The sequence below is a fragment of the Pseudalkalibacillus berkeleyi genome, assembly GCF_021608225.1.
GTDB classification, from domain to species: Bacteria; Bacillota; Bacilli; order Bacillales; family Fictibacillaceae; genus Pseudalkalibacillus; species Pseudalkalibacillus berkeleyi.
Genome location: NZ_JAKIJS010000003.1, coordinates 61,748 through 88,723, shown reverse-complemented (window position 1 = coordinate 88,723; position 26,976 = coordinate 61,748). Strand labels below are relative to the sequence as shown.

The window sequence follows — 26,976 nt, the reverse complement described above, 5'->3', positions numbered from 1 at the left end:
AGAGGTCACACCCGTTCCCATGCCGAACACGGAAGTTAAGCTCTTCAGCGTCAATGGTAATTGGGGGCTTCCCCCTGTGAGAGTAGAACGTCGCCGGGCCAACCATTTTTAGTTTCAATGATTATTCCACAGTAGCTCAGTGGTAGAGCTATCGGCTGTTAACCGATCGGTCGCAGGTTCGAGTCCTGCCTGTGGAGCCATTTGCTTCCATAGCTCAGCAGGTAGAGCACTTCCATGGTAAGGAAGAGGTCAGCGGTTCGAACCCGCTTGGAAGCTCCACACAAAGTAAATAATGGCCCCTTGGTCAAGTGGTTAAGACACCGCCCTTTCACGGCGGTAACACGGGTTCGAATCCCGTAGGGGTCACCATTCATTGGAGGATTAGCTCAGCTGGGAGAGCACCTGCCTTACAAGCAGGGGGTCGGCGGTTCGATCCCGTCATCCTCCACCATTTGCTGGCCTAGCTCAATTGGTAGAGCAACTGACTTGTAATCAGTAGGTTGGGGGTTCAAGTCCTCTGGCCAGCACCATTTTTATTGTTTCTTATAAGACTTGATAGTCTTTTTTATGTTGGAGGGGTAGCGAAGTGGCTAAACGCGGCGGACTGTAAATCCGCTCCCTCCGGGTTCGGCGGTTCGAATCCGTCCCCCTCCACCATTTTTATTTTAGTGTAGGCTTCATTTTTTAGCATGAGCCATTAGCTCAGTCGGTAGAGCAACGAACGTTACTACATATGACTTTGCTATGAGTTGTCCCGACACAGCCATCTACGGTAGGATTACTTGTAGAGGAAGGGACATAAAGGTGATTAGGCTTCATTTTTTAGCATGAGCCATTAGCTCAGTCGGTAGAGCATCTGACTTTTAATCAGAGGGTCGAAGGTTCGAGTCCTTCATGGCTCACCATTTATCCTTCGATGAGACTCTCACCTACGGTTCTCCTGCAGAAGCGTAGTGGATCAGGTGAAATCAGCAAGACTAGCTAACGCGTCGGAGCCCTTAACGTCTCACGAGTGTAGATTCACTCTGGTTGGATATGATAGAATATAAATATGCGGGTGTAGTTTAGTGGTAAAACAAGAGCCTTCCAAGCTCTGGTCGTGAGTTCGATTCTCATCACCCGCTCCATTGGGGCCTTAGCTCAGCTGGGAGAGCGCCTGCCTTGCACGCAGGAGGTCAGCGGTTCGATCCCGCTAGGCTCCACCAATACATAACTTATTAAAATCTCTGAACACATTGTTCAGAGATTTTTTTGCATTTAAATGTAAACGCTTTATAATTATCCAAAACTAAGGAAGAATAGGTTGATATACCGTATAAGTATACAAGTTTGTGTCTAGTTGAACCAAGGGGTGAAGAACCTCTACAATAGAAGGTAGAGTGAAATCATGAGGAGGAAAAGTATGAACAAGAATATCGGAATTTTAGGCGTCCCTATGGACCTTGGACAGATGCGCCGAGGCGTAGATATGGGGCCAAGTGCTATGAGATATGCTGGTTTAATTGAACGTTTAGAAAACATCGGATATGATGTTGAAGATCATGGTGATGTTGAAATCCCTCAAAGAGAAAAAGTAGCTAGCACAGAAACGAATTTAAAGAATTTACAAGGTGTAATTGAAGCGAGTACTTTATTGGCGAATGGCGTGGACAAGATTATTGAAGATGGACACTTCCCACTTGTTTTAGGTGGAGACCACAGTATCGCGATTGGAACACTAGCTGGCGTTTCAAAGCATTATAAGAATTTAGGTGTTATTTGGTATGATGCACATGGTGATTTAAACACAAGTGATACTTCACCAAGCGGAAACATTCACGGTATGCCACTTGCGGTCAGCTTGGGAATTGGTCATGAGAAGCTGAAAGACATTGGCGGATACGGACCTAAAGTGAAGCCAGAAAACATTGTCATAATAGGAGCCCGTTCATTAGATGAAGGTGAACGTGAATTGATACGTGAAAAAGGAATTAAAGTATACACGATGCACGAAATCGATCGTATGGGTATGTCTAAGGTGATGGAAGAAGCAATTGAATATGTTTCAAAAGATACCGATGGCGTACATTTGAGCTTAGACTTAGATGGATTAGATCCTGCAGAGGCTCCTGGAGTTGGTACACCTGTACTTGGAGGTATTAGCTACAGAGAGAGTCATCTAGCTATGGAAATGCTAGAAGAGGCGAAAATTATTACTTCAGCTGAATTTGTTGAAGTCAATCCGATTTTGGATGACAAGAATAAAACGGCTACATGTGCAGTAGGCTTAGTCGGATCTTTATTCGGTGAAAAATTAATCTAATGAATTGTAAATGAGCTGACCCTGAAGACGTCTTGATGTCTTTATTATAGGGTTAGCTTTTATTAATGAGGTTATCTAGATCAAGCAATCTTGGACTTCAATGTTTCTTCATAGCACATCTACTACTATCAATCATATTTTATAAAAAATAGTTGATCGAGGGTGTGTAATGATAAAGAAATATGGTACGGCACTCAACTGTATTGATGGTAGGACTCAAATTCCTATAATAATGTGGCTAAGAAAACATTATGGGCTTGATTATGTAGATTTAATCACTGAGCCTGGAATGGACCGGGTATTGTCTCAAGGTAAAAAGAGTGAGTTAAAGCGATTAAAAGGGAAAGTGAACATTTCAATAGACGCTCATGATTCACAATTAGTTGCAGTTGTAGGACACTATGATTGTGCTGCAAACCCTGTCAGTAAGTTTAAACACATACATGACATTAAGCAGGGAATTAATGTGGTTCAATCGAGGGGACTTCCGGTTCGTGTAGTTGGACTTTGGGTTGATGACTGTTGGCAAGTACATGTGATTAGTTGATTCATTGCAATCATTTAAAACGAAAAAAAAGCAACTCTAACAATAGAGTTGCTTAATTAATGACTAAGACACTTGTATGATTTCACTCTTGATTACATCGTATCGATTAAGGAGATCATCTAGGTACTGACTGATTTCAACTACCTCGGTGGAAAACAACGGTTTTTCTTTCGCCAAGGACAACATTCTCTTTCTGGAGGTCTCAATTTCCTTCAACAGATAACGTTCTTCAGCTGACAATCCGCCCACCCACTTTCGCTCATAATGGTTGTTAATCATAATACCCTTTATTTGAGAAGATAAACCTATTTTTACAAAAATGTTCCTCACCTGGAAGTTTTCCCGTGTTAAAATATTACAAGAAACATATGGATACGGAATGATGTATTTTTTATTATCGCAAAATCGGGGGTTTCCTATATGGATATGACGGTGAAACGGTTGGTCCGCTTAGTGAAGAAAGGGGATCAAAAAGCGTTCGAAGAAATCGTTGAAATTTACAAAGATAAGGTGTATCACATCGTATATCGAATGCTTGGTAATGTACATGAATCGGAAGACATCGCTCAGGAAGCATTTGTACGCGCATATATACATATCGAGAAATATAATGATGCACATAAATTTTCTACTTGGTTGTATCGTATTGCAACCAATTTAACAATTGATCGTATTAGAAAGAAGAAGCCAGATTACTACTTAGATGCAGAGGTTCCAGGTGGTGAAGGGTTAACGCTTTATTCGCAGGTTGCTGTAGCGGAACAATTACCTGAAGAAAAAGTTGAAACCTTTGAGCTTCAAGAACGTATACAAAGAGAAGTTCTACATTTACCTCCCAAATATCGTTCTGCAATTACATTAAAATATTTGGAGGAACTATCACTTAAGGAAATAAGCGAGATTTTGCAAATACCGGTTTCCACAGTCAAAACAAGGATACACCGAGGACGAGAAGCACTGAGAAAAAGGTTGAAAGATCTAGATGGATAGGAGGATATGTAATGAAGTGTGATAGAAAATATTCGTCCTATATGCATAAATGGATAGACGAAAGTATTGAACCTCTTGAAAAAATTGAATTGCTCAGACATACCCAAAGTTGCTCAGACTGTCATGAGAGGTTTGAAGAATTGAAAAACACGGATCGGATGCTGCAAAGTCATCATTCGATTAAAGCGCCAAATGGTTTTACTTCAAAAGTGATGGATCGTTTGCCACGTGAAAAATCAACCTCTAAAATGCGTAGGTGGTTTAAACATCACCCTTTATTAACGGCAGCAGTTTTGTTTCTCGTATTAATGTCAGGATCTCTATATAGCGAATGGGAAAGCGATATATCAGTGACAGCAAACGGTGCACAAGTAACGATTGATGAAGAAAGTAAAAGAGTCATTGTACCAGAAGGTGAAACCGTAAAAGGAGACCTGGTCGTACGTAATGGTGATGTAGAGATTGCAGGTAAGGTCGAAGGCGATCTGACAGTGATTAATGGCAAACATTATTTGGCTTCTGCAGGACATGTAGCGGGAGAAAGTGAAGAAATCCACCAAATTACAGAATGGGTTTGGTATCGCTTGAAAGAAGGCGTAACGGGTATATTGAGTTGGTTTGATTAATAAGTAATCGATTAAGAAAAATTGACCAAAAGAGCAAACTTGACTTACCATTGGACAAGTCTTGTCTCTTGAGGTCATTTTCTTTTTTCAATAGATGCACAATACGATTGAATAGCGCGCAAATGCTTTTATGTAAACATACGGTGCTATATGCTTGTAATGTTTCGAAAAATAGAAATAGCCACAAATTATGATATAATGTAGAAGTTACACTAGTAACAAACTGACCATTGTTGGAAACAATGAAATTAAGTTGATCAGTTTGGAGGATGAGCGATGTTTCCAATAGGAGACTTTAATGTACTAAATTACATAAATGATATTATTGATATCCTCTTAGTCACCTATGTGATCTACAAGCTTATCATGCTCATAAAAGGCACTAAGGCGATACAACTATTGAAAGGTATTACCGTCATCGTAGCGGTCTGGTTCTTTAGTGGAATTTTCAAGCTCAACACACTGAACTGGTTAATGAATGAGGCGATTACATACGGAATCCTTGCCATTATTATCATATTCCAACCTGAACTCCGTCGAGCACTTGAACAGCTTGGTCGAGGACGGTTCTTTTCACGTGGCATGATTGCGGAAGAAGAGAAGAATATGAAGACCATTGAAGCTTTAATGAAAGCAACGAATTATATGGCGAAGCGTCGTATTGGAGCTCTTATTACGATCGAAAGAGAAACGGGTCTAGACGATTACGTAGAAACAGGTATTCCAATTAATGCTCATCTGAGCTCCGAGCTATTAATTAATATCTTTATTCCGAATACACCACTGCATGATGGTGCGGTCATCATCAACGATGATCAAATATTAGCGGCTGCAAGCTATCTACCTTTATCAGAAAGTCCATTCATCTCAAAAGAGCTTGGAACAAGACACCGTGCGGCCTTGGGGATATCGGAAGTAACAGATGGACTGACCTTGGTAGTATCTGAAGAAACTGGACATGTTTCCCTTACGAAAAATGGTGAGCTCTACCGTAACTTAGATGAAGACATGTTACGAAAACTATTAGAGGCTGAAATCATGAATAAATCAAAAGCAACTTCCTCATCAAAGTGGAACTGGAGGGGGAAGAAGAATGGATAAGCTGCTTAAAAGTCATTGGTTTGTTAGAATCACCGCCTTTTTGGTCGCTTTGATGATGTATACATCCGTAAACATTACGAATCAGGATGCAACGGATACGGAAGAGGATGTTCGAAACGGAGAAGGTCCGATTTATAAAACCGTTTCTGTTGAGGCGGAATACGATGAGAGTAAGTATGAACTTATGGGCTTACCAAAAACCGCAGCTGTTGAATTTCAAGGATCACGAGCAGACCTTACGAAATTGAATCTACAACGTGGTCAAACCGCATTCGTTGATCTCTCAGATAAAGGTCCGGGTCAATATGAAGCAACCTTGAAAATGAGTAATATACCAAACGGTGTGGAATATGCCTTTGAAGAACCAACGGTATCCGTTACTCTTCATGAGAAGAAGACGGAAACTTTCCCAGTTACGATACAGCTTCTAGATGTAGATGAATTGCCAGAAGGGTATATTGCTGGCACACCAGAAGCGGATCAGAAAGAAATTGAAATCACGGGTGCAAAAGAAATCATTGATGAAATTAAATACGTTCGAGCATTCGTTAATGTAGGAACTGCAAAAGAAACGTTCACACGAGAAGTGAAGATTCAAGCACTAAATAAGAGCTATGATCCGATTGATATTAAGATCGATCCTGCAACTACGGAAGTCACTGTACCGATTGATAACCCGAATAAGGATGTCGATCTGTCGGTTGAAAGTAAAGGTTCTCTTCCTGATGGGGTTGAGTTGAAATCGATTACGCCAGAGAACAAGGATGTTACCATTCATGCACCAAAGGAATTATTGGATCGCTTAGATTCAATCAAGATTCCAGTTGACTTAAGTAATATTACAGAAGATAAAACGATTGAAGTTAGTGTTCCATTACCGGACGGAGCATTTTATGCATCTCCCGGTAAAGTGAAAGTCAAAATCGATGTCGAAAAAGTAGAGGAATCCTCTAGTGATTCAACTAATGAAACGGCAAGCTCAAGAACGTTTGAAGATGTGCCAATTAATATTCGAGGGTTATCAGATAACCAGGAAGCCGCCATTCGTACACCTGAAAAGGGCGTAATGGATTTGACGGTCCAAGGTGATGAAGAAGCCTTGAAAGATTTATCAGAAGAAAGTATTACAGCATTTATTGATGCACAGAATTTATCTGAAGGTGAACATGACGTAGAAATCAATGTAGAATTACCAGAAGCATTTACGTATCAGAACGAGATTAAGAAAGCGACCTTAACCATCAGCGAAACAACGGCTTAGAGAAGAATGTTATAACAACGATAGCAAAAGTGCTATGCGTTATAACATCTACTGATTGCGAATAGGGAAGAAGGAGCGAATTATTGCATGGGTAAATATTTTGGAACAGACGGAGTCAGAGGTGTAGCAAATACCGAACTAACACCTGAATTAGCATTTAAATTAGGGCGTTTCGGCGGTTATGTTCTGACAAAAGAAACCCAAAAACCGAAAATTATCATTGGAAGAGATACGCGTATTTCTGGACATATGCTTGAAGGGGCTTTAGTAGCCGGTCTATTATCGATCGGAGCTGAGGTTATGCGTTTAGGTGTCATTTCTACACCAGGTGTTGCTTATTTGACGAAGGCACTAGGTGCACAAGCAGGCGTTATGATTTCAGCATCACATAATCCTGTAGGAGATAATGGCATTAAGTTCTTTGGGTCAGATGGATATAAATTGTTAGATCATCAGGAGCAAGAAATTGAAGAACTTATTGATATGGAAAAAGATAACCTTCCAAGACCAACAGGAATGGACCTTGGTCTAGTCAGTGATTATTTTGAAGGCGGGCAGAAGTACCTCCAGTTCTTAAAGCAGACTGTAGATGAGGATTTCTCTGGTCTTCGAATTGCTCTTGATTGCGCGCATGGTGCAGTATCCTCATTAGCACCACATTTATTCGCTGACCTAGATGCAGATATTACGACAATCGGAGCGTCTCCTAACGGATTGAATATTAATGATGGTGTCGGTTCAACGCATCCAGAGAGTTTAGTTGAGCTTGTAAATGAGAAGGAAGCGGATGTAGGACTTGCTTTTGATGGGGATGGAGATCGACTCATCGCAGTTGATGAGAACGGTCAAATCGTCGATGGCGACCAAATCATGTTCATATGTGCAAAGCATATGGCAAAAGAAGGACGTCTTAACCATGATACAGTTGTTTCAACTGTAATGAGTAATCTTGGATTCTACAAAGGGCTTGAGGAGGCTGGCGTTGCCTCTGAGCAAACAGCAGTTGGAGATCGTTACGTGATGGAACGTATGCGTGAAGGCGATTTCAACCTTGGTGGAGAACAATCTGGACATATCATCTTTTTGGATCATGGTACGACGGGTGATGGGTTACTTTCAGCACTCCAGCTCGTTAATATCATGAAAGTGACGAAGAAACCATTATCAGAGCTTGCAGGGGAAATGAAGAAGTTTCCACAATGCTTGAAAAATGTAAAAGTCACAGATAAACATAAAGTGATGGAGAACCCGAGTGTGAAAGAAGCGATTCAAACTGTAGAAGCTGAGACGAACGGGAACGGACGGGTTCTTGTTCGCCCTTCAGGTACAGAGCCACTCGTTCGAGTGATGGTAGAAGCGCCGACAGTTGAATTATGTGAAGAATATGCGGACAAAATTGTACGTGTAGTCGAAAGTGAATTAGGGTATATAGAACAATAAGGGTCATAAATGATTGACCGATACGAATACTATGCAGGGAGCAGCTCGCACACACGAAACGAGCTGCTTTTGCATAAGTTTAAATAGGATTTAGTTCGGATCGATCAACGAGCAGTAGTTTAAATATTTTTCGTTGACGCATGATTTATTCTAGTGTATGATATTTCCATTCGAGCAAAAAGTAAGGAGGATCGTGAAAGTAATACAGTATTATAAAAGCGCCTGGACTATTTCATCGGATGTTGATCCGACACCGCGGCGGTGATAGGAAATAGTTGACGAGGAAAGAGGTTTATCGAATTCGATCGGCGGATGCCTCTCGGTTTACATCGACCGGAAGAATCATACTGAAAACACTTAGGTGACTTTGTGAACAAAGGTATGAATCGGATGTAACAATACTAATAGATGTTGGGGGAAATTTCCCCTTTAGGCTGATTGCCCCCCAACAGGGAGGTTTATTTATATGTGTGGAATTGTTGGATATATTGGAAATGAAGATACGAAAGAGATTTTGTTAAAAGGGTTGGAAAAGCTTGAGTACCGTGGATATGATTCTGCTGGTATCGCAATTATGAACGACGATGGTGTACATGTTTTCAAGGAAAAAGGACGAATTGCGACTTTACGTGAAAACGTAGATGAGAAAGTACCAGCGACAACTGGAATTGGACATACACGTTGGGCAACGCATGGTGCACCGAGCAAAACAAATGCTCACCCACACCAAAGTGCTTCTAGCCGTTTTACACTCGTTCACAACGGTGTGATCGAAAACTTTACACAAGTTCGTAAAGAGTTCTTGAAAGATGTTGAGTTAGTCAGTGAAACGGATACAGAGATTATTGTTCAAATGATTGAGCACTTTGTGAAAGAAGGACTCGAAGTAGAAGCAGCATTTCGCGAAACACTTTCATTATTGAAAGGCTCTTATGCACTTGCTCTACTTGATAACGAAAACCCTGAAGTCATTTATGTAGGAAAGAATAAAAGTCCTTTACTAGTCGGATTAGGAAATGGATTCAATGTCGTTGCGAGTGACTCAATGGCAATGCTTCAAAAGACAGACCAATTCGTTGAATTAATGGACGAAGAAATCGTGCTCGTTTCAAAAGAGAATGTAACGATTAAGAATTTAGATGGTGAAGTAAAGGAACGTGCGCCTTTCACTGCAGAGCTTGATGCATCTGATATTGAAAAAGGTACTTATCCGCACTACATGCTGAAGGAAATTGATGAGCAACCGATCGTCATCCGTAATATCATTAATCAATATCAAGATAAGAATGATCAAATTAAATTAGACGATGATATCCGTAAAGCGATGAAAAAGACAGACCGTATTTACATTGTAGCTTGTGGTACTTCTTATCATGCGGGTCTTGTCGGTAAAGAATTGATTGAAAAAGTTGCTGAAGTGCCTGTAGAAGTGCACATCGCAAGTGAATTCTCATACAACATGCCAATGCTTTCAGAAAAGCCATTATTTATCTTTATTTCTCAAAGTGGAGAAACGGCAGACAGCCGTGCAGTACTCGTGCAGGTGAAGAAGCTTGGTCATAAGGCACTTACAATTACAAATGTACCTGGCTCAACGCTTTCTCGTGAAGCGGACTACACAATGCTTTTACATGCAGGACCTGAGATCGCAGTAGCATCTACAAAGGCATATACCGCTCAAATTGCAGTTCTTTCGATACTTGCTGCAGACACTGCAAAAGCAAAAGGCATTGACATGAGCTTTGATCTGATCAAGGAATTGAGTGTCGTTTCGAACGCGATTGAAGCATTATGTGATCAAAAAGAAGAGTTCGAAGCTATTGCTCGAGAATATCTTTCTGTCACTAGAAACTGCTTCTTTATCGGACGCGGCATGGACTATCATGTCGTTCAAGAAGGTGCCCTTAAGCTTAAGGAGATCTCCTACATCCAAGCAGAAGGATTTGCTGGAGGAGAACTGAAGCACGGTACGATCGCGCTTATTGAAGAGGGTACACCAGTGATTGCACTTGCTACACAAGAGCATGTGAACTTGAGCATTCGTGGAAACGTGAAAGAAGTCGCTGCACGTGGTGCATACACATGTACAGTAAGTATGAAAAGCTTAGCGGACGAAGAAGATCGCGTCATCATTCCAGATGTACACGCGTACCTCACACCGCTCGTAAGTGTCATCCCTATGCAACTGATCTCCTACTACGCAGCACTGCACCGTGACTGCGACGTAGATAAGCCAAGAAACCTGGCAAAATCAGTAACTGTAGAATAACAGCACAGAAATTGAAGATAGATCCTAAAACGTTCCTAAAAGCCATTAATGGCTTTTAGAGAACGTTTTTTATTTGATCTTGTTTACTTTTTTTAATGTAAAAGGATAAATGGAATAGGAGTTACACTCAAATCGGGAAAACTTCATTTTTAGGGGAGGATAGACCTTCTATCTTGCCCTCAAATAGGGAAATCTTCATTTTTAGGGGAGGATAGACCATCTACCTTACCCTCAATTAACATTAAAAAATTACCGTGCTCTGGAAGTCATCAATACCTCCAGCGCACGGTTTTATTGGTTAAAAACGATGCTTGTCCATTTCTAAGGATTGCACCTTCTGAGGGTTGGTTGTCTTAGAATACGTAATGCCTGATCGATGTCATCTACATCAATATAAATCAGTGTTTCTTCTCCAATAACCATTGATCTCACTTTTACTTTGCACCATAGTGCGCCATAGAGTGTGTTTAAGATGCCAGGTGTTACAGGAGGAAAGCCAAAGACTTTTATAACGTCGTATTCACAGAATTTAATGCCTAATAATTTTAGGATTCTTCTCGTCAAATTGATATCTCGTTCTGTTTGTGTTGTAGGTGTTCCGACGACAACTTGTACAAAGTTTGGCCCAATAATTTCTCTGTGTTGTAAATAAGCAGTGATATTAATATTGTTCATTGCTACTTCATTTAGAAATTCACTTAACATTGGGTCGTTGGTTTCAAAAGTAAATTGTCTATAGCGTTGAGTTTGAAATTCATTTTTTATTGTATCCATTTATTCCTCACCTCCTATAGCAATTAATATATGAAGGTGGCAATGAATGGGAACTGCTGTTGACTATGCTTGTTTCCTAATGGTGAATGTACCTATCAAAAAATGTGCCGAAGTCATTGATGACCTCGACACATTTTTCATGTTTCTGGATAATAGATGATCATGCTTAATTTTGTGGTTTCGTTTCCGGAATTTGTGTAGGTGTGGGGATTGTCCGCTTTGAACTTAAGTGAATCACCTTCATGGATTGAATAGGTCTTGTTCTGTATCGTAACAGTCAACGTGCCGCTGAAAACGGTAATGCATTCGATGGTCCCTGGTCGATGCGGTTCTGATTGTAAAGCAGCTCCGGAATCTAGTTCAACATCATACATTTCAAATGGTTTCTGATTTTCAAATGTGAAAGAGGGGTAAAGTCGATACCGACCGTCATCTTCAAGTAACGGTTCGATTTCTCCTTTTCTTACAACTTCAGTTCCAGGCATTTCATACTCAATAAGTGATGTGAATGGTATTTTTAATCCGTTCGCAATTTTCCATAGGGTGGATATGGTAGGATTAGATTCGTCTTTTTCGATTTGGCGTAATAGGCTTTTACTTACACCCGTTATAGAAGATAATTCATCTAGACTCATTTTTCTTTTTGTGCGTATCCGCATTAAGTTATCAGATATGACACTTTGAATGTGTTCCATTTCAAATCCTCCCACTGTACATTATAATGGTCGTTTTGTATACTATAATAAATTCATTAAATTAATCTATTTGTTCATTATAATAATTTTATCATACATATGAGAATGTAGGTGAGTTTTTGAAGCGTGTACATTATAGCTGGATCATCTTAGTTGTCACATTTTTTGCGATCATTGTAGCGGGTATTATCCGATCTTCATCAGGTGTTTTTATCGATCCGTTTGAGAACGAGTTCGGTTGGGATCGCTCGATCATCTCATTAGCATTTGCCATTAGTCTCTTTCTTTATGGGATATCAGGACCGTTCATGGCTGCACTTGTTGAAGTGCTTGGCTTAAAGAAAATGATGCTCATTTCGATGTCAACTTTACTAGTTGGTATTATTTTAACCTTTATTATGCAGGATTCATGGCAACTCATATTAATTTGGGGTGTCATCATTGGGCTTGGTTCAGGCCTTTTCTTAACCGTCCTTAGCCCTTATGTCGCAAATCGATGGTTTGAGAAGAGAAGGGGACTCGCGGTCGGTATTTTGACAGCGAGTACCGCAACAGGCCAACTCATTCTACTTCCTGTGCTTGCAGTCATCATTGAACAATATTCATGGCGTCATGCGATTGGGTTAATTCTCACCTTATGTATGATCATGCTGTTCATTATCCTATTGTTTATGAAAAATTCCCCTAAAGAAGTAGGCATCCTTCCGTATGGTCTTTATGAAGAACCTGAGGAAGATCAAAATGTGCAGCAAAGAAACCCGATCATTATTGCGTTTAATGGATTACGAGAAGCAGTGAAAGTGAAAGAGTTTTGGTTGCTAGCTGGTAGTTTCTTCATATGTGGTTTGTCGACCAGTGGCCTGATCGGTACGCACTTTGTGTCGTATTGTATTAGCTATGGTATACCACTCGTTACAGCAGCTTGGATGCTATCGTTTATGGGGATCTTTGACTTGGTTGGAACGACGATATCTGGATGGTTATCTGATCGCTTTGATAATCGTTGGTTGTTGTTCTGGTATTATGCATTTCGAGGCGCGTCCCTTGTATTACTGCCATTTGCCCTTAGCGAAGGATCAATTGCGATGCTAGCGATTTTTTCGATATTTTACGGACTAGATTGGATTGCAACTGTTCCACCAACAATCAGCATATCGAGACAAATTTTCGGAGTAAGGAAAAGTGGAATTGTTTACGGTTGGATTTTCGCATCTCATCAAGCAGGAGCGGCTGTTGCTGCTTTTAGCGGAGGGGTCGTTTATAAAATCTTCAACTCATATACGTGGGCTTTTTTCTTAGCGGGAATCTTTTGTGTAGTCGCAAGTCTCTTTGTCATTTTGATTAAAAAACAAGAAATAAACCATACAATTACACCAAATTACAAAACTTTATAAAAATTTGTGGAAATAAGGTTTTAAATGATTGAAATGAGGGAATAGAAACTTACTATGTTATGTGAGGAGGGGGAGTATGCAAGTCATTAAGCAGTTGGACAAGAAGCCCAGCACACTGAAGTACTCAGCCGATCCCAACATTAATAAACTCACTGAACAACAGAAGAATGACAAAAAATTGGAATTTAAGCCAACGTTCCTCAATCCATGCTAACAATGTTCAACTAGATAATGAATGTTTGACCTAAGTAATCGCTTAGGTCAATTTTTTTTGTCTCGGGAATTGTTGTCACTTGATGATGGTGTTTTCAATTCTACACTTTTGCAATATTGACTCAGTCCTATTGCGCTGAATAGCAATAACACCAATCCTCCGAGAAATGAACCAAACCACATGATTTTTGTTTCTTTACTCATTTCATATCACCTCGCTTCTTACCATTCCCAATGAATGATGAAAACATGAGGCTTGTCCATATCTGAGTGTACCTATTGTTGATCTTTATGAAGGAAGTCTTTCGTAAAAGCGATCGCAGTCATTGTCGCACCAGCCAATTGCGCATAACTCCCAAAGGCTTGTATTTGTGTACCTTCATCTACTTCGTCTTTTAAAATGGACAATACACCCATAGCTTCAATCATTGCACCGAGTGACTGAATCAGTTCACCTTGTGAGGCAAATTCTGCATTTAACAAATCGCTTTCCGCGAGTGAGACGGATTCGAAGAACGCTCCTATGGATTGAATGGAGTCCCCAAGAATATCGAGTTTCAAGCCCTCTACTTCATGGCCACTAATAATTAAATAAGAAGCTTTTGAGTTCGTAATATTTCCAGCAGACTGAAACCAAGCACCGAGGATCCCTTCAACGTCTTCACCTACGGATTTCTTCGTTCTTCCAATTGCTTGTATAGAGTTTCCGAAAGCTTCAACACCATTTCCGATCAGCGTTAATGAATTCCCTTCGAGGCTATTTTCATCGTCTTCGAGAACAATAATCGTCAACCCAGATGCACTGATTAATGTGCCTAGAACTTGGACCCAAGCACCTACCGTTTCAAGAAATTCTGGGAACATGACATTTGCCTCCTATCATTCGCGGTCTTTACTACTATATACATGAGAGTGTTACATCGTTCGGCGTATTGCATAATTAGAAAGAATACAATTTCTTTAAAATAGACGAAATTATTTGAAAACATTTTTTCGTTTTAATATGATGTGACAAAAGGAGGTTTCCATGAAGTATATTGATGAAGATGAAATGAGAAGAAGGGTATCATCAGGAACGATTATCGAAGCACTAGAACAATTTTTTAAGAACAAACCTAATGTCAAAGTACAGGATCGGATCCATATAGACGACGCGGGAAATACGGTACTCATTATGCCGGCTTTTGATCCTGATTACTACGCGATTAAACTTGCTGGTGTAGCACCAGACAACAGACAAAAGAACAAACCAACCATTCATGCGACAGTCATTTTACATGATCGAAAGACACTTGAACCTTTGGCCTATATAGATGGGAGTGCTATTACAGCAATTCGAACTGGTGCAATTGGCGGATTAAGTATGAAACATCTCGCAAAAGAATCAGCGGAATCAATTGGCATTATCGGGACGGGGATTCAAGGTTGGAGTCATCTGGAGGCTGCGATTGCAGTAAGAGAGATTAAACAAGTGTACATATATAATCGGAGTTCTCAGAAGTTAAAGACATTTAAAGATAAAGTCCAAAACACCTATCCACATTTGAAAGTGGTAGCATCGAACATCGATGAGCTTGTCACAAACTCAGATATCATAGTCACGACAACCACATCAAATACTCCTGTCTTACCAGATAAAGGTCCAGAGTTTTGGAAAGGTAAGCACATCGTTGCGGTAGGATCGTTTCGACCAGATATGCAAGAATTGCCGGATGCGCTTCTTCAAAATACTTTTCCGGTTTATGTTGATACACATACCGCTCAAAAAGAATCTGGGGATATGCTAAGAGTAAAGGAACTGCAAGGTGAGGATGCTACGTTTGTTGATCTTTCAAGTTTAATGGACAGGGAAGTTTCGAGAACACAACCTCATACTTTGTTTAAATCAGTCGGAATGGCAATATTTGATTTAATAACAGCTAAGGCAATCTATGAACAAAGTCATAACCAATAGAACTGGAGGAGGCAGAAATGAACTTTGAAATATTCATGGGATTGGTAGGCGTACCAATTGGAATTATTCTAACAGCGATTATTTGTTACATATCTTTAGGTAGAAAAGATAAGGCAGCAAGTGTGAATACTCAAAGTAAGGAGGGCATTTCTAAATGACTGCTCATCCTTTAACCATCATCATACTCGTCATCTATTTGTTGATATTGTTGTTGATCGGATTCTTAAGTTCTAAAAAGAGTTCAGGGGGATTAACAGATTTTTTCCTCGCTGGAAGAGGTCTTGGAAAATGGACAGTTGCGCTGAGTGCCGTTAGTTCAGGCAGGAGCGGCTGGCTTGTCCTAGGTGTAACAGGAATGGCGTATGCTAGTGGTTTGCTTGCAGTTTGGGCGCTTGCCGGCTTTGTGACGGTTGAAGTGTTTATGTTCTTCTTCGTAGCAAGACGTTTCCGCAAGTATAGTGAAAGTACGGATAGTATAACTGTACCTGATATTCTAGAAAGTCGCTATCAAGACCATTCAAACATTTTACGCGTAACAAGTGCTTTAATTATCACTTTCTTCATGGTGGCATATGTAGGGAGTCAGGTCGTCGCTGGAGGTACTGCATTTTCATCAACCCTTGGGTTATCCAACACTGGGGGCATGTGGTTTACAGCGATTATTCTACTCGTATATACCGTATTGGGTGGCTTCCATGCCGTTAGTAAAACAGATGTGCTCCAGGCGGGTTTCATGTTTTTATCCTTAGTAATTTTACCGATCGTAGCAATCATTGGGTTGGGCGGCTTTGGTCCAATAATTGAAGCCTTACATAATCAAGGCCCCTCTTATTACGGTATTTTCAGTTTTGGCTTCGGTGTTGCAATGAATCTCATTGGTATTGGATTTGGAAGTCCTGGAAATCCTCACATTCTTGTACGTTACATGTCACTTAGAAACATAAAAGAAATGAGACAAGCTGCGCTTATCGGTTCAATTTGGAATGTTGTAATGGGCTGGGGAGCAATCATGATTGGTTTAGCTGGTCGTGCGTATTTTCCGGATGTTTCTTCGTTGCCAGACGGGAATCAAGAAGCGGTTTTCACAACATTAGGTAGTGAGTTACTGAATCCATTTTTCATGGGCATTCTATTAGTTGCTATCCTTGCAGCGATCATGTCTAGTGCGGATAGTCAGCTGCTCGTTGGATCAAGCTCTCTTGTTAGGGATGTATACGATCGTCTTCTTGGTAAAGGGAAAACATTAGATGGGAAAAGGCTTGTATTGTATAGTCGTATTTCAATTGGCATACTCATGTTGCTTTCCGTTTGGCTTGCTTTCTCTGCTAAAGAGTTCGTATTTTGGATGGTCTTATTTGCTTGGGGTGGATTAGGAGCCTGTTTCGGTCCAGCATTGTTATTGTCTTTCTATTGGAAAGGGACGACGAAACATGGCGTATTCTGGGGAATGATTGTTGGTCTCATTACGGTTATTTTAGTTAAGCAACAACCAGAATGGACGTATACTTTTCTTCCAGATGTGAAAAATTTATTCTCCACAATCTTATTCGGTATTACCTATGAAGCGGTTCCTGGTTTCTTGATGTCTTTACTCGTCACTGTTGTCGTAAGTATGTTTACAGCTAAGCCGAAGAATGCGGAACAAACGATTGATGACTTAGCTTCCTAAAAGAAGTAAAAAGGGGATGAAAAAACTTTGAAGGACATAGTAAAAATTAATATTAAACCAAAAATCTTAAGTAAAAGTGAGGTCAAAATTGTAGGGATGTCATGTACAACGAATATGGAAGAGAAAGACGTGATCATTCCTAATATGGTGAAAGAGTTCTATGACCAGCATATCCATAAAGTGAAGAATCGGGTGAATGCGCCACGCTCATATGGCATTTATATTGATCCACCGGATTGGAAGCCTGATCAAGATGAATTCACTTGGATCGCTGGTGTTGAAGTTAGTGATTTCGACAATATTCCCGAGGGAATGATTCAACACATCATCCCAGCTCGTCAATATGCTACACTCTCAGTTAATCCAAAAAAGGATGATTTCAACCCATATCCATATCTCTATAGATGGATTAAAGATTCAGCATATAAGCAAATTGACCACTTTGGATTCGAACAATACGATGCGTTTGAGGGAGTGGAATCACCATTCGAACTCCATTTCCCAATTGAAGAGTAATTCTTTATGGGGCTTTCTGATAAGTCCTTTAACGAGGTCATTTTTTATTGAATTCCGTGGAAATCCATATCTTACACAGAGCTGTCTAGAAGGTCAGTTTTCACTGACTTTCTAGACAGTCTCTTTTTTTGGAAAAAAGAACTTTACATTTGATGGAAAAGGTAATATAGTTAGTTACATAAGTAACTAACCGACTAGGTTTAGCATATACATGATTAATGTAAGAAAGGAGGTTGCTGATTGAAGCCGACATTGGACGAATCCCAACCGATTTTTCACCAAATTGCCGTGATGATTATGGATGACATTGTGGAAGGACGTTTAAAGGAAGGAGAACAAGTACCTTCTACGAACGATTTATCCCGCTTCTACAACATTAACCCAGCTACAGCACGAAAAGGTCTGCAATCACTTGTTGATTCAAACATCATTTATAAGCAAAGAGGAGTAGGAATGTTCGTGAATAAAGGGGCAATGCAACAATTATTAGATAAACGGAAAGAAGATTTCTTTTCCGAATATGTTGAGCCTTTGCTGCAAGAAGCCAATCGTATTCATTTAAGCAAATCAGCAATCATTGAGATGATTACATCTGAAAAGGGGGAGAACAAATGATTGAGTTAAGAGATGTCAGTTACGGTTATAAATCAGATCTTGTTTTGGATAAGATTAATTTCGAGGAAGAAGACCCTATCATTACGTGCCTATGGGGGAGAAATGGGGCAGGTAAGACAACATTGATGAAGCTGTTAGCTGGGCTTAATCAACCTCAAAGCGGCGACATATCTGTTATGGGAATGGCACCTTATAACAATCAAGAAGCGAGAAGAAACATATGCTTTATTCAGGAGAATCAGCCCTTTAATCCAGATTGGAAAGTACGTGACACAATCGAGATTGCGAAAGGGTTCCATCCTAATTGGAGAAAGGAAACGGAAGAGCAATTACTTAAGTTGTTCAAGCTTCCATTGAATAAGAAGATAAAAGCATTATCTAAAGGAATGAAAACGTCACTTCAGCTTGTAATTGGTTTAGCCAGTCATGCACAGGTTACGATTCTTGATGAACCAACAAATGGTCTTGATGCCGTTGTCCGCAAGCAGCTATTTAAAGTCATGCTAGAAAGCTATGAAAATCATCCGAGACATATCCTACTATCCACTCACCACATCAATGAAATTCAACCGTTATGTGAATCAATTGCTGTTATTCATAATCACAAAATACTTTTTCATCAATCCATAGATGATTTACGCTCGCGAGGCATATTATTAACCGGAGATCAAAAGGTCATTAACGAACTTACTGAAAATATGAACATCCTCGAAAAGGAGAATCTAGGGCATATGTGCCGTGTCATGATTGACGATTTGTACACTGAAGAGTGGAAGAGAACTTCAAATAAATACAATGTAACGATTGAGAAGGCGGATCTACAAGACTATTTAATTAACATAACAAACGATACAGAGGAGGTGCTTGCATGAATACCTTCAGCGGAACAGCAAGACTCATTTATTTTGACATAAGAATCATTACTAAACTAATGTGGATGATTACCCTATTGTTGTCTATCGCTTGGATCTTGGCAGGTGTTGCATTTGATTTGTCTGGATTTTCAACGAGTATTGCAGGACCACTTTATATTGGTTTGTTCGTTATATATCCGATCATAACAGTGACGAATTCCTTCCGATATGCAATTGGTTTAGGGAGTACTCGAATTCAGTTTTTGAAAGTGTTTTATGCTATGGGGATTCTTACAATTTTGTTCAATATGGTCCTTTTCAACATCTTGTATTCAGTTTTGAGTCTATTTACAGACAAAGGTGTAATAGAATTTGAATTTTTACACACAGCTGAAATGATAACGAAACAAAGTTTCCTTGCATACACGTGGATCGATTTAATGTCAGCATTAACGTTGTTTGGTTGCAGTTTCTTTATCGCTGCATTATGGTTTAGAATTGGCTTTATAAGATTTGCACTTACAGTTACATTGCTTGCATTCGTCGGCTACATTTTACAAGTAATGGGTGGGTTCAACGTTTTATATGAACAGCTATCAACGCTCAATGGACTTACAGGATTCAGTTTATTAGGTGCGGTTGGCGCAATCCTACTAGTAGCTTCGTATCCAGTATTGAAAGATGCTCCTATCAAGTTCGACTCATAAGAATAAAGACGTGCAACCAGATTGTGTGGCTGCACGTCTTTTCATTTATTTAAGGTCAAATTTCTTTTCGATGTCATCGAGCATTTCGTTTGCTGCAAGTACGCCTCCAGCAGTGTTCCAGACTGCGTCACTTACTTTGTGAGCATTTCCTTCTTTTACAACATCAAGGTTCTTCCATAGTGAATCGTTTGTCCACTCTTTTTCCGTTTTCGATGCTTCACCTTCACCCGTTTCATATGTGAAGTAGAAGAGGATGTCCCCATCCATATTTGGAATCTGTTCTTTCGTTACCTCATCAGCAAAATCAGGTTTGTCTTGAGGTTCAGGACGCTTGAATCCAATCTGCTCTAAAATTGTTCCAGAGAAAGAGTCCTTAAGATAGATACGTGACTTACCTGGTAAGAAACGAACCACAGAAACTTCTTGGTTTACTTTGTCTCCAAGTTTTCCTTTGATATCTTCTATACGTTGATCGAAGTCAGCTAGGACTTGATTTCCTTCTTCTTCTTTATTTAATGCTTTAGCGTAAAGCTTGTAGTTTTCTTTCCAGTCACCTTTTAATGTTTCAGAGAAAACAGTTGGTGCAATAGCATCCAATTGATCGTAGAACTTTTCCTGACGGAGCTTATTACCGATGATCAGGTCTGGTTCAAGAGCTGCAATTGCCTCAAGGTTAATATCACTTTCAGTTCCGACAACTTTAACGCCTTCCATGTCGGATTTAATGTGTTTATACCAAGGATCACCTAACCAAGACTTTACTGCACCTGTCGGTTTTACCCCCATAGAAAGAAGAGCTTCAGTTCCTTCATTTGTTAGAATGACAACTTTCTTTGGTGTTTCGGGTACTTCAGTTGTTCCCATTGCGTGCTTAACTTTATAAGCGGAAGAATTCTTATTATCTCCATCTTTTTGGTCTTCGGATCCTTCTTTCGTATCAGACCCACCACATGCAGCTAGTACGACAACTAGAGCAAGGATAAGTGAGAATATACTGTAACGCTTTCGTTTATGCATATGTTGTTCCTCCTGAATATGTATTTGATTGATAATGAATCTCATTCACAATTAGTAGTGTATAACCGTTTTCATTCCTTGTCAACACCAAATTGATAATGATTATCATTGACAGTTACATGCGACACTTATAGACTTAAATGGGATAGTATATCGTAGAGAGGTAAATACATATGAAAAAGGAACTCTTACATACAAATAGTCAAAAGGTGATTGGGATGATTCTCGGCATCATTTTAGTCATCGTCTTTATAGGTTGTAGTTTTGTATACGGTTATACGAAAGTGAATTGGGGAATGGTGATTGATTCTTTCCGACAATTTGATGGTTCGAATGCACATATCATCATTCAAGAAAGTCGTGTGCCGCGAGCGTTCATCGGGGCTGCAGTCGGTGCAAGTCTTGCTGTAGCAGGCGCACTGATGCAAGGGATTACACGGAATCCTTTAGCCTCACCGAGTATATTTGGGATTAATGCTGGAGCTGGATTTTTTATTGTAGTTGCAGTGACGTTCTTTTCCGTATCTTCTATTCATCAATTCGCTTGGATTGCCTTTTTTGGCGCGATGGTGACTGCACTGATTGTTTATTTTCTTGGAACGCTTGGAAGAGACGGACTCACACCCGTTAAATTAACTTTAGCTGGAGCGGCTATGGCGGCAATGTTTGCTTCATTAACGCAAGGGATGCTTTCTTTAAATGAGAAAGCATTAGATGAAGTGTTGTTTTGGTTGACGGGTTCAGTTGAAGGTAGAAAGCTAGAAATCCTCACGACTATGCTGCCTTATCTGGTGGTCGGATGGATAGGTGCACTGTTCCTGACGAGGCAAATGAACATCCTTGCAATGGGAGAGGATGTTGCAGTTGGATTAGGTCAGAAAACGGCTATTGTCAAAATCAGTGCAGCAATTGTGATTGTCCTCTTAGCAGGATCAGCCGTGGCGATTGCAGGGCCTGTTGGATTCATCGGAATCGTCATTCCACATATTGCACGCGGGTTAGTGGGGATCGATTACAGGTGGGTCATCCCTTATAGCGCACTGCTAGGCGCTATGCTTTTACTTATTGCAGACATCGGCGCAAGATATGTGATTATGCCAAAGGAAGTTCCGGTTGGTGTCATGACTGCACTGATCGGCACACCGTTCTTTATTTATATTGCAAGAAGGGGGTTGAATAAATTATGAGTCAATACCGACCCTTTCGAACGAAGTGGATGTCTTATTTGATTGATAAAAAGGCAGTTCTCTATGTTTTCTTCTTATCTATTGCTACATTGTTACTTTTAATTGTTAGTGTCAGCATAGGGGAAATGAAAATCCATCCAATAGAAGTCGTTAAAACATTAATCGGCATGGGTAATGAGATGAATGAACTCGTCATTAAATCGTTCAGACTACCTCGTATTGTTCTAGCCTTACTCGCTGGAATGGCGCTTGCTGTATCAGGTGCAATTCTTCAGGGGATTATACGGAATCCGCTTGCTTCACCGGATATAATCGGAATTACCGGCGGCGCATCACTTGCAGTTGTCACGTTTTTGACTATTTTCAGCGGGGAGCGGAGTAGTGCATTGACCGTCAGTATTCACTGGTTACCTGTTGCCGCGTTTATAGGGGCATTAACTTTAGGTGTACTCGTTTACGTCCTGTCCTGGCGTAATGGTGTTACCCCCGTCCGGCTCGTATTAATCGGAATTGGGCTTGCAGCGGCTATGCAGGCACTTACGAATATGATGATTTTATTTGGTCCGTTGTACCTTGCTACACAAGCGCAAATTTGGATTACGGGTAGTGTGAACGGTGCAAACTGGAATCAAGTTTCAACACTCGCACCATGGATCATCATTCTAATGGTATTTGTCTGGATTTACGCGCGTAGGTTGAACACGCAAGAACTTGGTGAAGATTTAGCGCGAGGATTTGGTAGTGTTGTTCAGAGAGATAGGATGGTGTTGTTATTATTCAGCACTGCACTTGCGGGAGGCGCTGTTGCATTCGTCGGGGGCGTAGGATTTGTCGGGCTGATGGCACCCCACATTGCTAGGAAACTAGTAGGTTCATCCTTTGGTGCATTAATACCGACTTCTGCATTAGTTGGTGCATTATTAGTGATGGGAGCCGACCTCATTGCTCGGACTGCATTCTCACCGTTAGAAGTACCTGCAGGTGTATTTACCTCTGCATTGGGTGCACCGTACTTCATTTATTTGCTATATCGATCCAGAAATCAATAATAGATGTTTGATGAAGTGAAAGGCTTATGCAATAAAAAAAGCTGACTCAAGAGCAATCTCTCGCTCATTGAGTCAGCCTTTTGCTTCTATTATATTTTCACTTTAATGTCAGCATCTTTTTTCAGTTTCTTCACTTTCTCAGCGACTTTTTCTTGTTTTTGTTGATTTTGTAGCTGAGTTTTAATTTGATCCTTCACTTCTTCAAACTTAGGCGCTTTATCGCCTTGTGAATCCTTAATTTTTGCATAGTAGTCTTTAGCTTGTTGATCGGTTACTTCTTCTACTTGGATCTCTTTCTCGACGTAGGTTGTATATTTAATACTCTCAGCAATTTCTTTCTTCAGTTCTTCTTCCGTTAAATCGTATTGCTTAAGCGCTTCTTGATATTTTTTGTCATCTTTAAATTGGCTTTTGAAATCACCGAACTGTTTGTCGACTTCTTCACTTGAAGCTTCATATCCTTTTTTATCAGCTTCTTGAATGACAATTTCGTAATCAATTAAGCTTTTGATAATTTGATCTTTCATTTTCTTAGCTGACTCTTTTGATGTAGGATCTTGTCCCATCTGTTGAAATTGCATTTGATATCTTTCTAAGAAACGGTTATATTCTGTTCCCTTAATTTTAGAGTCATTGACAAGAGCGACAACTTTATCTTCTTTTACTTGTTGTTCTTCAAGCTTTTTCTTCATTTCTTTCATTTTTTCAGCTTGCTCTGTTTTGTCTCCCGCTTTTTGCTTGTCAGCTTCTTGCGCTTTATCTTTACTTTCCTCGTCACCACCACATGCAGTTAATGCAATTGCAAATACCGCTACGAGCAGTCCATACATAATTTTTCTCAAGGAAATAGCTCCTTTCGATTTTAAGTTTGCCTCAATTCTGAGGTGATTATTTTGCCTTGCTTATACCCTTCGTACAAAGGGGTGCTTTTTGCTTCCATATGGTAGATTTTACAATTTAATTAATAATCATACCAATTAATCACTAATAGTAATACAAATAATTGAGGACGTAAACCATTAACCCTTCATCATAAAAAAACAGCGCCCATACGGAACGCTGTTAAACCGATAATTGATCTTGGTGATAGTCTCCCATATAAGATACAAATAGTGAAGCGTACTCAGGGTCCCACTGCGTCCCGGCACCATTCTTGAGGATTTGTAACGCCTTTTCCGATGGCATTCCTTTTCGATAGGGTCTGTCGGACGTCATTGCATCAAACGCATCAGCTACTGCAATAATGCGACCAAATTTAGGGATCTTATATCCTTTCAATCCATCTGGATAGCCTTTTCCATCAAATCGTTCATGGTGATAGCAAACGCCTGGGATCATCGGTTCCATTGCACTATAAGGCTGGATTTGCTGTAAAATGGTTGCACCAAGTCTAGGATGTTTCTTAATCCATTCAAATTCTTCATCTGTCAATTTACCGTCCTTCAACAACACTTGGTCCGGGACGCCAATTTTACCGATATCGTGAAGGAGGGCTGAATTTTTCAGATTCGAAAGCTCTTCATCAGGTAACCCAGCAAGCTTACCAATTTGGACAGAATACTCGGACACTCGTTTAGAATGGCCGGCTGTATAAGGGTCACGTGCATCAAGTGTCGCCGATAAGACAGAGTAGAAGCTTTCTATTAATTGCATATTCATTTGATCGCGCTTTTCAAGACCTTCTACCATTTGGTTAAATCCATTTACGAGACTTGAGAACTCATCTGTATATGTATTGGACGTCTGTTGTAACGTTCCATGTTCAATTTGTTTCATGGAATCGGTCAACTGATCAATCGGGTTACCGACATCCTTGTAAAATAAATATGAGCCAATTAGTGAAAATCCAATCGAGATACCAATGATCAAAATGGCCCAGCTCCAATATTCAAATAGCTGAATGGATTCTAATTCTCCTAATCGTACTTGAGAGGCGAGGCTGAATAATAGAAGCGGAAAAACACTGATGAATATTGTCGCAAATAGAAATTTCTTTCTGAGTGTAAGTTGAATGACTGGTTGAGCGGACGGATCGAAATGAAAATGTTGAAGTGATAACGTTCTTATCTTCTCTAAAACAGGTAGAATGCTTTTGGAAGTGAGATAGTATTCTATCATTCCGTGGACACTTGCAACGAGAATTGCGCCGATAAACGCATAACCAATATAAATGATAGGAATGTTCAACCATCCGATTTGTATAAATAGGTAGGACAAGGTAGTTGCAGGAATCGATAAACCGAGTAGGTGGGGTCCAATTGTTCGTTTAAATGCTAAGATAGGAAAACGTTGTGTATGTAGGTAGCTTTTCTTAATTTGTTCTGTAGATTCAATGTTGTTATGTAAGATGGATTTAATCGGTTCTAAATGCTTTCTAAGCGATATAAATTCACAGCTAATCATAATGAGCAGTGAAATGAGGATAATAATCAACATATATATGCTTTCTTCAACGGATAACGTCAATGTTCGAAAGATAAACATACTTCCGATGCCACCAACCGCCACGAATGAACCGATTAAATAATTTTTTACTAATTGTTTAAGAAACATATCATAAGTTGCCATTCATTCCACTTCTTTCCTGAATCCTAAGTTCAATATATCATAATGGAAAGATATTTTGTCAGGAAAAAAGCGCTGAGTAATAAGTCTCTAAAATACCAAGTTGCTCGTTGAATTAATCAAGATTCACATTCTCTTCGAAATATTTACCCCAATCAGGTCTCCGTCCATCGATATCATTAAACGGATATTCTCTCGAGAGCTCCCAAGAACTCAATGCTTTTCCTGTTTTGACATGTGCATTTGGATCGCTAGCGAGTGAAGCAATCGCACGACCAATATAAAAAGGTGTTTCTGAGGCAATGAAATGCGGATCTTGTTCAGCAGCAGCTTGCCAATTTTCTTCCGTCACTCCGAAGTGGTCTAACATTGCTTCTGAGCGTAGAAAACCAGGGCTAATGGCAACGCATGTCACATTGTGGTCATCGAGGTCTTTTGCCATGGCTTCAGCTAGGTGTATTGCAGAAATTTTTGCAAGGCTATAATATAAATTCCCTCTATATGAGTAGTCGACTCCGTCCGTTACTTCTATGATGATACCTTTCTTGTTTCGGACCATGAGCGGTGCAGCATAATAGCTCGTAATCATATGAGAATGTACAGCTTGGCGTTGAATCTTCATTCCGTTTTCGAGGCTGTGTTCCCAAAATGGGGATGTCCAATCCGTGAGCGGGTCACCGCCCCAAACATCGTTTACAAGTATATCTAGTTTTCCATTTTGTTCTTGTTCAATTTGTTGAAATAAGTCTTTCACATCAGATTCTATTGTATGATCAACGCGCACTGGAATACCGATTCCACCTTGTGCGTTGACGAGTTCTGCAGTCTCTTCAATCGTTTCAGAACGTCCCATTTCAGAGGTGTTTGTTCTCGTACTTCTTCCCGTTACATAAACAGTAGCGCCTGCTTCACCAAGCATCATAGCAATACCCCTGCCTGCACCACGCGTTGCACCTGTCACAACGGCAATTTGATTTTCCAATGGTTTCAAAACGACACCCCTCTTTTCTTGCTCATATCATGTCTAAATGATTGTTGCTTTTAGGTGATTATAGCATGTAATGAGCTGTTGAAAAACACGAGACTCCTACGGGAACAGCGGCCAAATCGAGACCCCACAGAGAGAGTGAAGCGATCTCGAGGAGGCTTGATGGACGCCCGTGGAAAGCGAAGTGTTTTTCAACAATCTCCTACAAGAGCAACAATGTATATGTAAACAGTCCTATTTTAT

The 26,976-nt window shown here is 40.1% G+C and carries 26 protein-coding genes, 9 tRNA genes and 1 rRNA gene; 28 read left to right on the top strand and 8 right to left on the bottom strand.

Features of this window, described 5'->3' with window-relative positions; all coding sequences use genetic code 11:
• From rrf to L2716_RS17015, 12 genes are all read left to right on the top strand, one after another.
• A 5S ribosomal RNA gene (gene rrf, locus L2716_RS17070) occupies nt 1–99 on the top strand; the annotation flags it as partial.
• A gap of 26 nt (nt 100–125) precedes the next feature.
• Nucleotides 126–200: transfer RNA gene (locus tag L2716_RS17065), tRNA-Asn, on the top strand.
• 3 nt (nt 201–203) lie between these two features.
• Nucleotides 204–279 (top strand) — tRNA-Thr (locus tag L2716_RS17060).
• A 15-nt stretch (nt 280–294) separates the two neighbouring features.
• Nucleotides 295–369 (top strand) — tRNA-Glu (locus L2716_RS17055).
• Nucleotides 370–375: 6 nt separating this feature from the next.
• A tRNA-Val gene (locus tag L2716_RS17050) sits at nt 376–451 on the top strand.
• 3 nt (nt 452–454) lie between these two features.
• Nucleotides 455–530: transfer RNA gene (locus tag L2716_RS17045), tRNA-Thr, on the top strand.
• A gap of 42 nt (nt 531–572) precedes the next feature.
• Nucleotides 573–657: transfer RNA gene (locus tag L2716_RS17040), tRNA-Tyr, on the top strand.
• 172 nt (nt 658–829) lie between these two features.
• Nucleotides 830–905, top strand: a tRNA-Lys gene (locus tag L2716_RS17035).
• A 148-nt stretch (nt 906–1,053) separates the two neighbouring features.
• Nucleotides 1,054–1,127 (top strand) — tRNA-Gly (locus L2716_RS17030).
• A gap of 2 nt (nt 1,128–1,129) precedes the next feature.
• Nucleotides 1,130–1,205 (top strand) — tRNA-Ala (locus tag L2716_RS17025).
• A 197-nt stretch (nt 1,206–1,402) separates the two neighbouring features.
• On the top strand, nt 1,403–2,302 hold the full coding sequence (gene rocF, locus L2716_RS17020; RefSeq protein WP_236338324.1) for an arginase: 900 nt from the start codon (nt 1,403–1,405) through the stop codon (nt 2,300–2,302).
• A 169-nt stretch (nt 2,303–2,471) separates the two neighbouring features.
• Nucleotides 2,472–2,849, top strand: a complete 378-nt coding sequence (locus L2716_RS17015) for a carbonic anhydrase (RefSeq protein WP_329610148.1) — start codon at nt 2,472–2,474, stop codon at nt 2,847–2,849.
• A gap of 63 nt (nt 2,850–2,912) precedes the next feature.
• On the opposite strand, the gene L2716_RS17010 is transcribed toward L2716_RS17015, so the two are convergent.
• On the bottom strand, nt 2,913–3,179 hold the full coding sequence (locus L2716_RS17010) for an aspartyl-phosphate phosphatase Spo0E family protein (RefSeq protein WP_236338320.1): 267 nt from the start codon (nt 3,177–3,179) through the stop codon (nt 2,913–2,915).
• Nucleotides 3,180–3,269: 90 nt separating this feature from the next.
• Between L2716_RS17010 and sigW the strand changes: the two genes are divergently transcribed.
• The 6 genes from sigW (at nt 3,270) to glmS (ending at nt 10,536) form a co-directional block, all read left to right on the top strand.
• Nucleotides 3,270–3,839, top strand: a complete 570-nt coding sequence (gene sigW, locus L2716_RS17005; RefSeq protein WP_236338318.1) for an RNA polymerase sigma factor SigW — start codon at nt 3,270–3,272, stop codon at nt 3,837–3,839.
• A gap of 11 nt (nt 3,840–3,850) precedes the next feature.
• Nucleotides 3,851–4,465 (top strand): anti-sigma factor, encoded by a 615-nt coding sequence (locus L2716_RS17000; protein ID WP_236338316.1) that lies wholly within the window; start codon nt 3,851–3,853, stop codon nt 4,463–4,465.
• A gap of 276 nt (nt 4,466–4,741) precedes the next feature.
• The gene (cdaA, locus tag L2716_RS16995) at nt 4,742–5,566 is read left to right on the top strand and encodes a diadenylate cyclase CdaA (RefSeq protein ID WP_236338314.1); all 825 of its coding nucleotides are present in this window, start codon (nt 4,742–4,744) and stop codon (nt 5,564–5,566) included.
• Nucleotides 5,559–6,827, top strand: coding sequence for a CdaR family protein (locus L2716_RS16990; RefSeq protein ID WP_236338304.1), 1,269 nt, complete (start codon nt 5,559–5,561; stop codon nt 6,825–6,827). The genes cdaA and L2716_RS16990 overlap by 8 nt, the downstream gene beginning before the upstream one ends.
• A gap of 87 nt (nt 6,828–6,914) precedes the next feature.
• Nucleotides 6,915–8,267, top strand: a complete 1,353-nt coding sequence (gene glmM, locus L2716_RS16985) for a phosphoglucosamine mutase (protein WP_236338294.1) — start codon at nt 6,915–6,917, stop codon at nt 8,265–8,267.
• 466 nt (nt 8,268–8,733) lie between these two features.
• The gene (gene glmS / locus L2716_RS16980) at nt 8,734–10,536 is read left to right on the top strand and encodes a glutamine--fructose-6-phosphate transaminase (isomerizing) (RefSeq protein WP_236338285.1); all 1,803 of its coding nucleotides are present in this window, start codon (nt 8,734–8,736) and stop codon (nt 10,534–10,536) included.
• 321 nt (nt 10,537–10,857) lie between these two features.
• Here the strand turns inward: glmS and L2716_RS16975 are convergent, their stop codons facing one another.
• Both L2716_RS16975 and L2716_RS16970 read right to left on the bottom strand, forming a co-directional pair.
• Nucleotides 10,858–11,310, bottom strand: coding sequence for a hypothetical protein (locus L2716_RS16975; RefSeq protein WP_236338283.1), 453 nt, complete (start codon nt 11,308–11,310; stop codon nt 10,858–10,860).
• 137 nt (nt 11,311–11,447) lie between these two features.
• Nucleotides 11,448–12,005 (bottom strand): helix-turn-helix domain-containing protein, encoded by a 558-nt coding sequence (locus L2716_RS16970; protein WP_236338280.1) that lies wholly within the window; start codon nt 12,003–12,005, stop codon nt 11,448–11,450.
• Nucleotides 12,006–12,124: 119 nt separating this feature from the next.
• Between L2716_RS16970 and L2716_RS16965 the strand changes: the two genes are divergently transcribed.
• Nucleotides 12,125–13,399, top strand: a complete 1,275-nt coding sequence (locus L2716_RS16965) for an MFS transporter (RefSeq protein ID WP_236338278.1) — start codon at nt 12,125–12,127, stop codon at nt 13,397–13,399.
• Nucleotides 13,400–13,888: 489 nt separating this feature from the next.
• Here the strand turns inward: L2716_RS16965 and L2716_RS16960 are convergent, their stop codons facing one another.
• On the bottom strand, nt 13,889–14,476 hold the full coding sequence (locus L2716_RS16960) for a DUF6944 family repetitive protein (RefSeq protein WP_236338276.1): 588 nt from the start codon (nt 14,474–14,476) through the stop codon (nt 13,889–13,891).
• 163 nt (nt 14,477–14,639) lie between these two features.
• Between L2716_RS16960 and L2716_RS16955 the strand changes: the two genes are divergently transcribed.
• The 7 genes from L2716_RS16955 to L2716_RS16925 all read left to right on the top strand — a co-directional run bounded on the left by L2716_RS16955 (nt 14,640) and on the right by L2716_RS16925 (nt 19,927).
• The gene (locus L2716_RS16955) at nt 14,640–15,566 is read left to right on the top strand and encodes an ornithine cyclodeaminase family protein (RefSeq protein WP_236338274.1); all 927 of its coding nucleotides are present in this window, start codon (nt 14,640–14,642) and stop codon (nt 15,564–15,566) included.
• Between the two features lie 17 nt (nt 15,567–15,583).
• On the top strand, nt 15,584–15,724 hold the full coding sequence (locus L2716_RS16950; RefSeq protein ID WP_236338272.1) for a hypothetical protein: 141 nt from the start codon (nt 15,584–15,586) through the stop codon (nt 15,722–15,724).
• Nucleotides 15,721–17,235 carry a sodium/proline symporter gene (locus L2716_RS16945; RefSeq protein ID WP_236338271.1) on the top strand — a complete coding sequence of 505 codons (1,515 nt, stop codon included), beginning with the start codon at nt 15,721–15,723 and terminating at the stop codon, nt 17,233–17,235. The genes L2716_RS16950 and L2716_RS16945 overlap by 4 nt, the downstream gene beginning before the upstream one ends.
• A 27-nt stretch (nt 17,236–17,262) precedes the next feature.
• Nucleotides 17,263–17,751: a GyrI-like domain-containing protein gene (locus L2716_RS16940; protein ID WP_236338269.1), complete on the top strand. Its 489-nt coding sequence runs from the start codon at nt 17,263–17,265 to the stop codon at nt 17,749–17,751.
• A gap of 240 nt (nt 17,752–17,991) precedes the next feature.
• Nucleotides 17,992–18,366, top strand: coding sequence for a GntR family transcriptional regulator (locus L2716_RS16935; protein ID WP_236338267.1), 375 nt, complete (start codon nt 17,992–17,994; stop codon nt 18,364–18,366).
• Entirely contained in the window at nt 18,363–19,238 is an 876-nt protein-coding gene (locus tag L2716_RS16930; RefSeq protein ID WP_236338256.1) for an ABC transporter ATP-binding protein, read from the top strand. The genes L2716_RS16935 and L2716_RS16930 overlap by 4 nt, the downstream gene beginning before the upstream one ends.
• Nucleotides 19,235–19,927 carry a hypothetical protein gene (locus tag L2716_RS16925; RefSeq protein WP_236338254.1) on the top strand — a complete coding sequence of 231 codons (693 nt, stop codon included), beginning with the start codon at nt 19,235–19,237 and terminating at the stop codon, nt 19,925–19,927. Before L2716_RS16930 ends, L2716_RS16925 begins: the two co-directional genes overlap by 4 nt.
• Nucleotides 19,928–19,972: 45 nt before the next feature.
• On the opposite strand, the gene L2716_RS16920 is transcribed toward L2716_RS16925, so the two are convergent.
• A complete protein-coding gene (locus L2716_RS16920) occupies nt 19,973–20,944 on the bottom strand; it encodes an ABC transporter substrate-binding protein (protein WP_236338251.1) in 972 nt (323 codons plus the stop codon).
• Between the two features lie 173 nt (nt 20,945–21,117).
• Between L2716_RS16920 and L2716_RS16915 the strand changes: the two genes are divergently transcribed.
• Both L2716_RS16915 and L2716_RS16910 read left to right on the top strand, forming a co-directional pair.
• Nucleotides 21,118–22,131 (top strand): FecCD family ABC transporter permease, encoded by a 1,014-nt coding sequence (locus L2716_RS16915; RefSeq protein ID WP_236338249.1) that lies wholly within the window; start codon nt 21,118–21,120, stop codon nt 22,129–22,131.
• Nucleotides 22,128–23,180, top strand: coding sequence for a FecCD family ABC transporter permease (locus L2716_RS16910; RefSeq protein ID WP_236338239.1), 1,053 nt, complete (start codon nt 22,128–22,130; stop codon nt 23,178–23,180). Before L2716_RS16915 ends, L2716_RS16910 begins: the two co-directional genes overlap by 4 nt.
• Before the next feature lie 89 nt (nt 23,181–23,269).
• Here the strand turns inward: L2716_RS16910 and L2716_RS16905 are convergent, their stop codons facing one another.
• The 3 genes from L2716_RS16905 to L2716_RS16895 all read right to left on the bottom strand — a co-directional run bounded on the left by L2716_RS16905 (nt 23,270) and on the right by L2716_RS16895 (nt 26,736).
• The gene (locus tag L2716_RS16905) at nt 23,270–24,022 is read right to left on the bottom strand and encodes a SurA N-terminal domain-containing protein (RefSeq protein WP_236338237.1); all 753 of its coding nucleotides are present in this window, start codon (nt 24,020–24,022) and stop codon (nt 23,270–23,272) included.
• A 220-nt stretch (nt 24,023–24,242) separates the two neighbouring features.
• Nucleotides 24,243–25,748, bottom strand: coding sequence for an HD domain-containing phosphohydrolase (locus L2716_RS16900; RefSeq protein ID WP_236338235.1), 1,506 nt, complete (start codon nt 25,746–25,748; stop codon nt 24,243–24,245).
• A gap of 112 nt (nt 25,749–25,860) precedes the next feature.
• Nucleotides 25,861–26,736, bottom strand: a complete 876-nt coding sequence (locus L2716_RS16895; RefSeq protein ID WP_236338226.1) for an SDR family oxidoreductase — start codon at nt 26,734–26,736, stop codon at nt 25,861–25,863.
• Between the last annotated feature and the right edge of the window lie 240 nt (nt 26,737–26,976).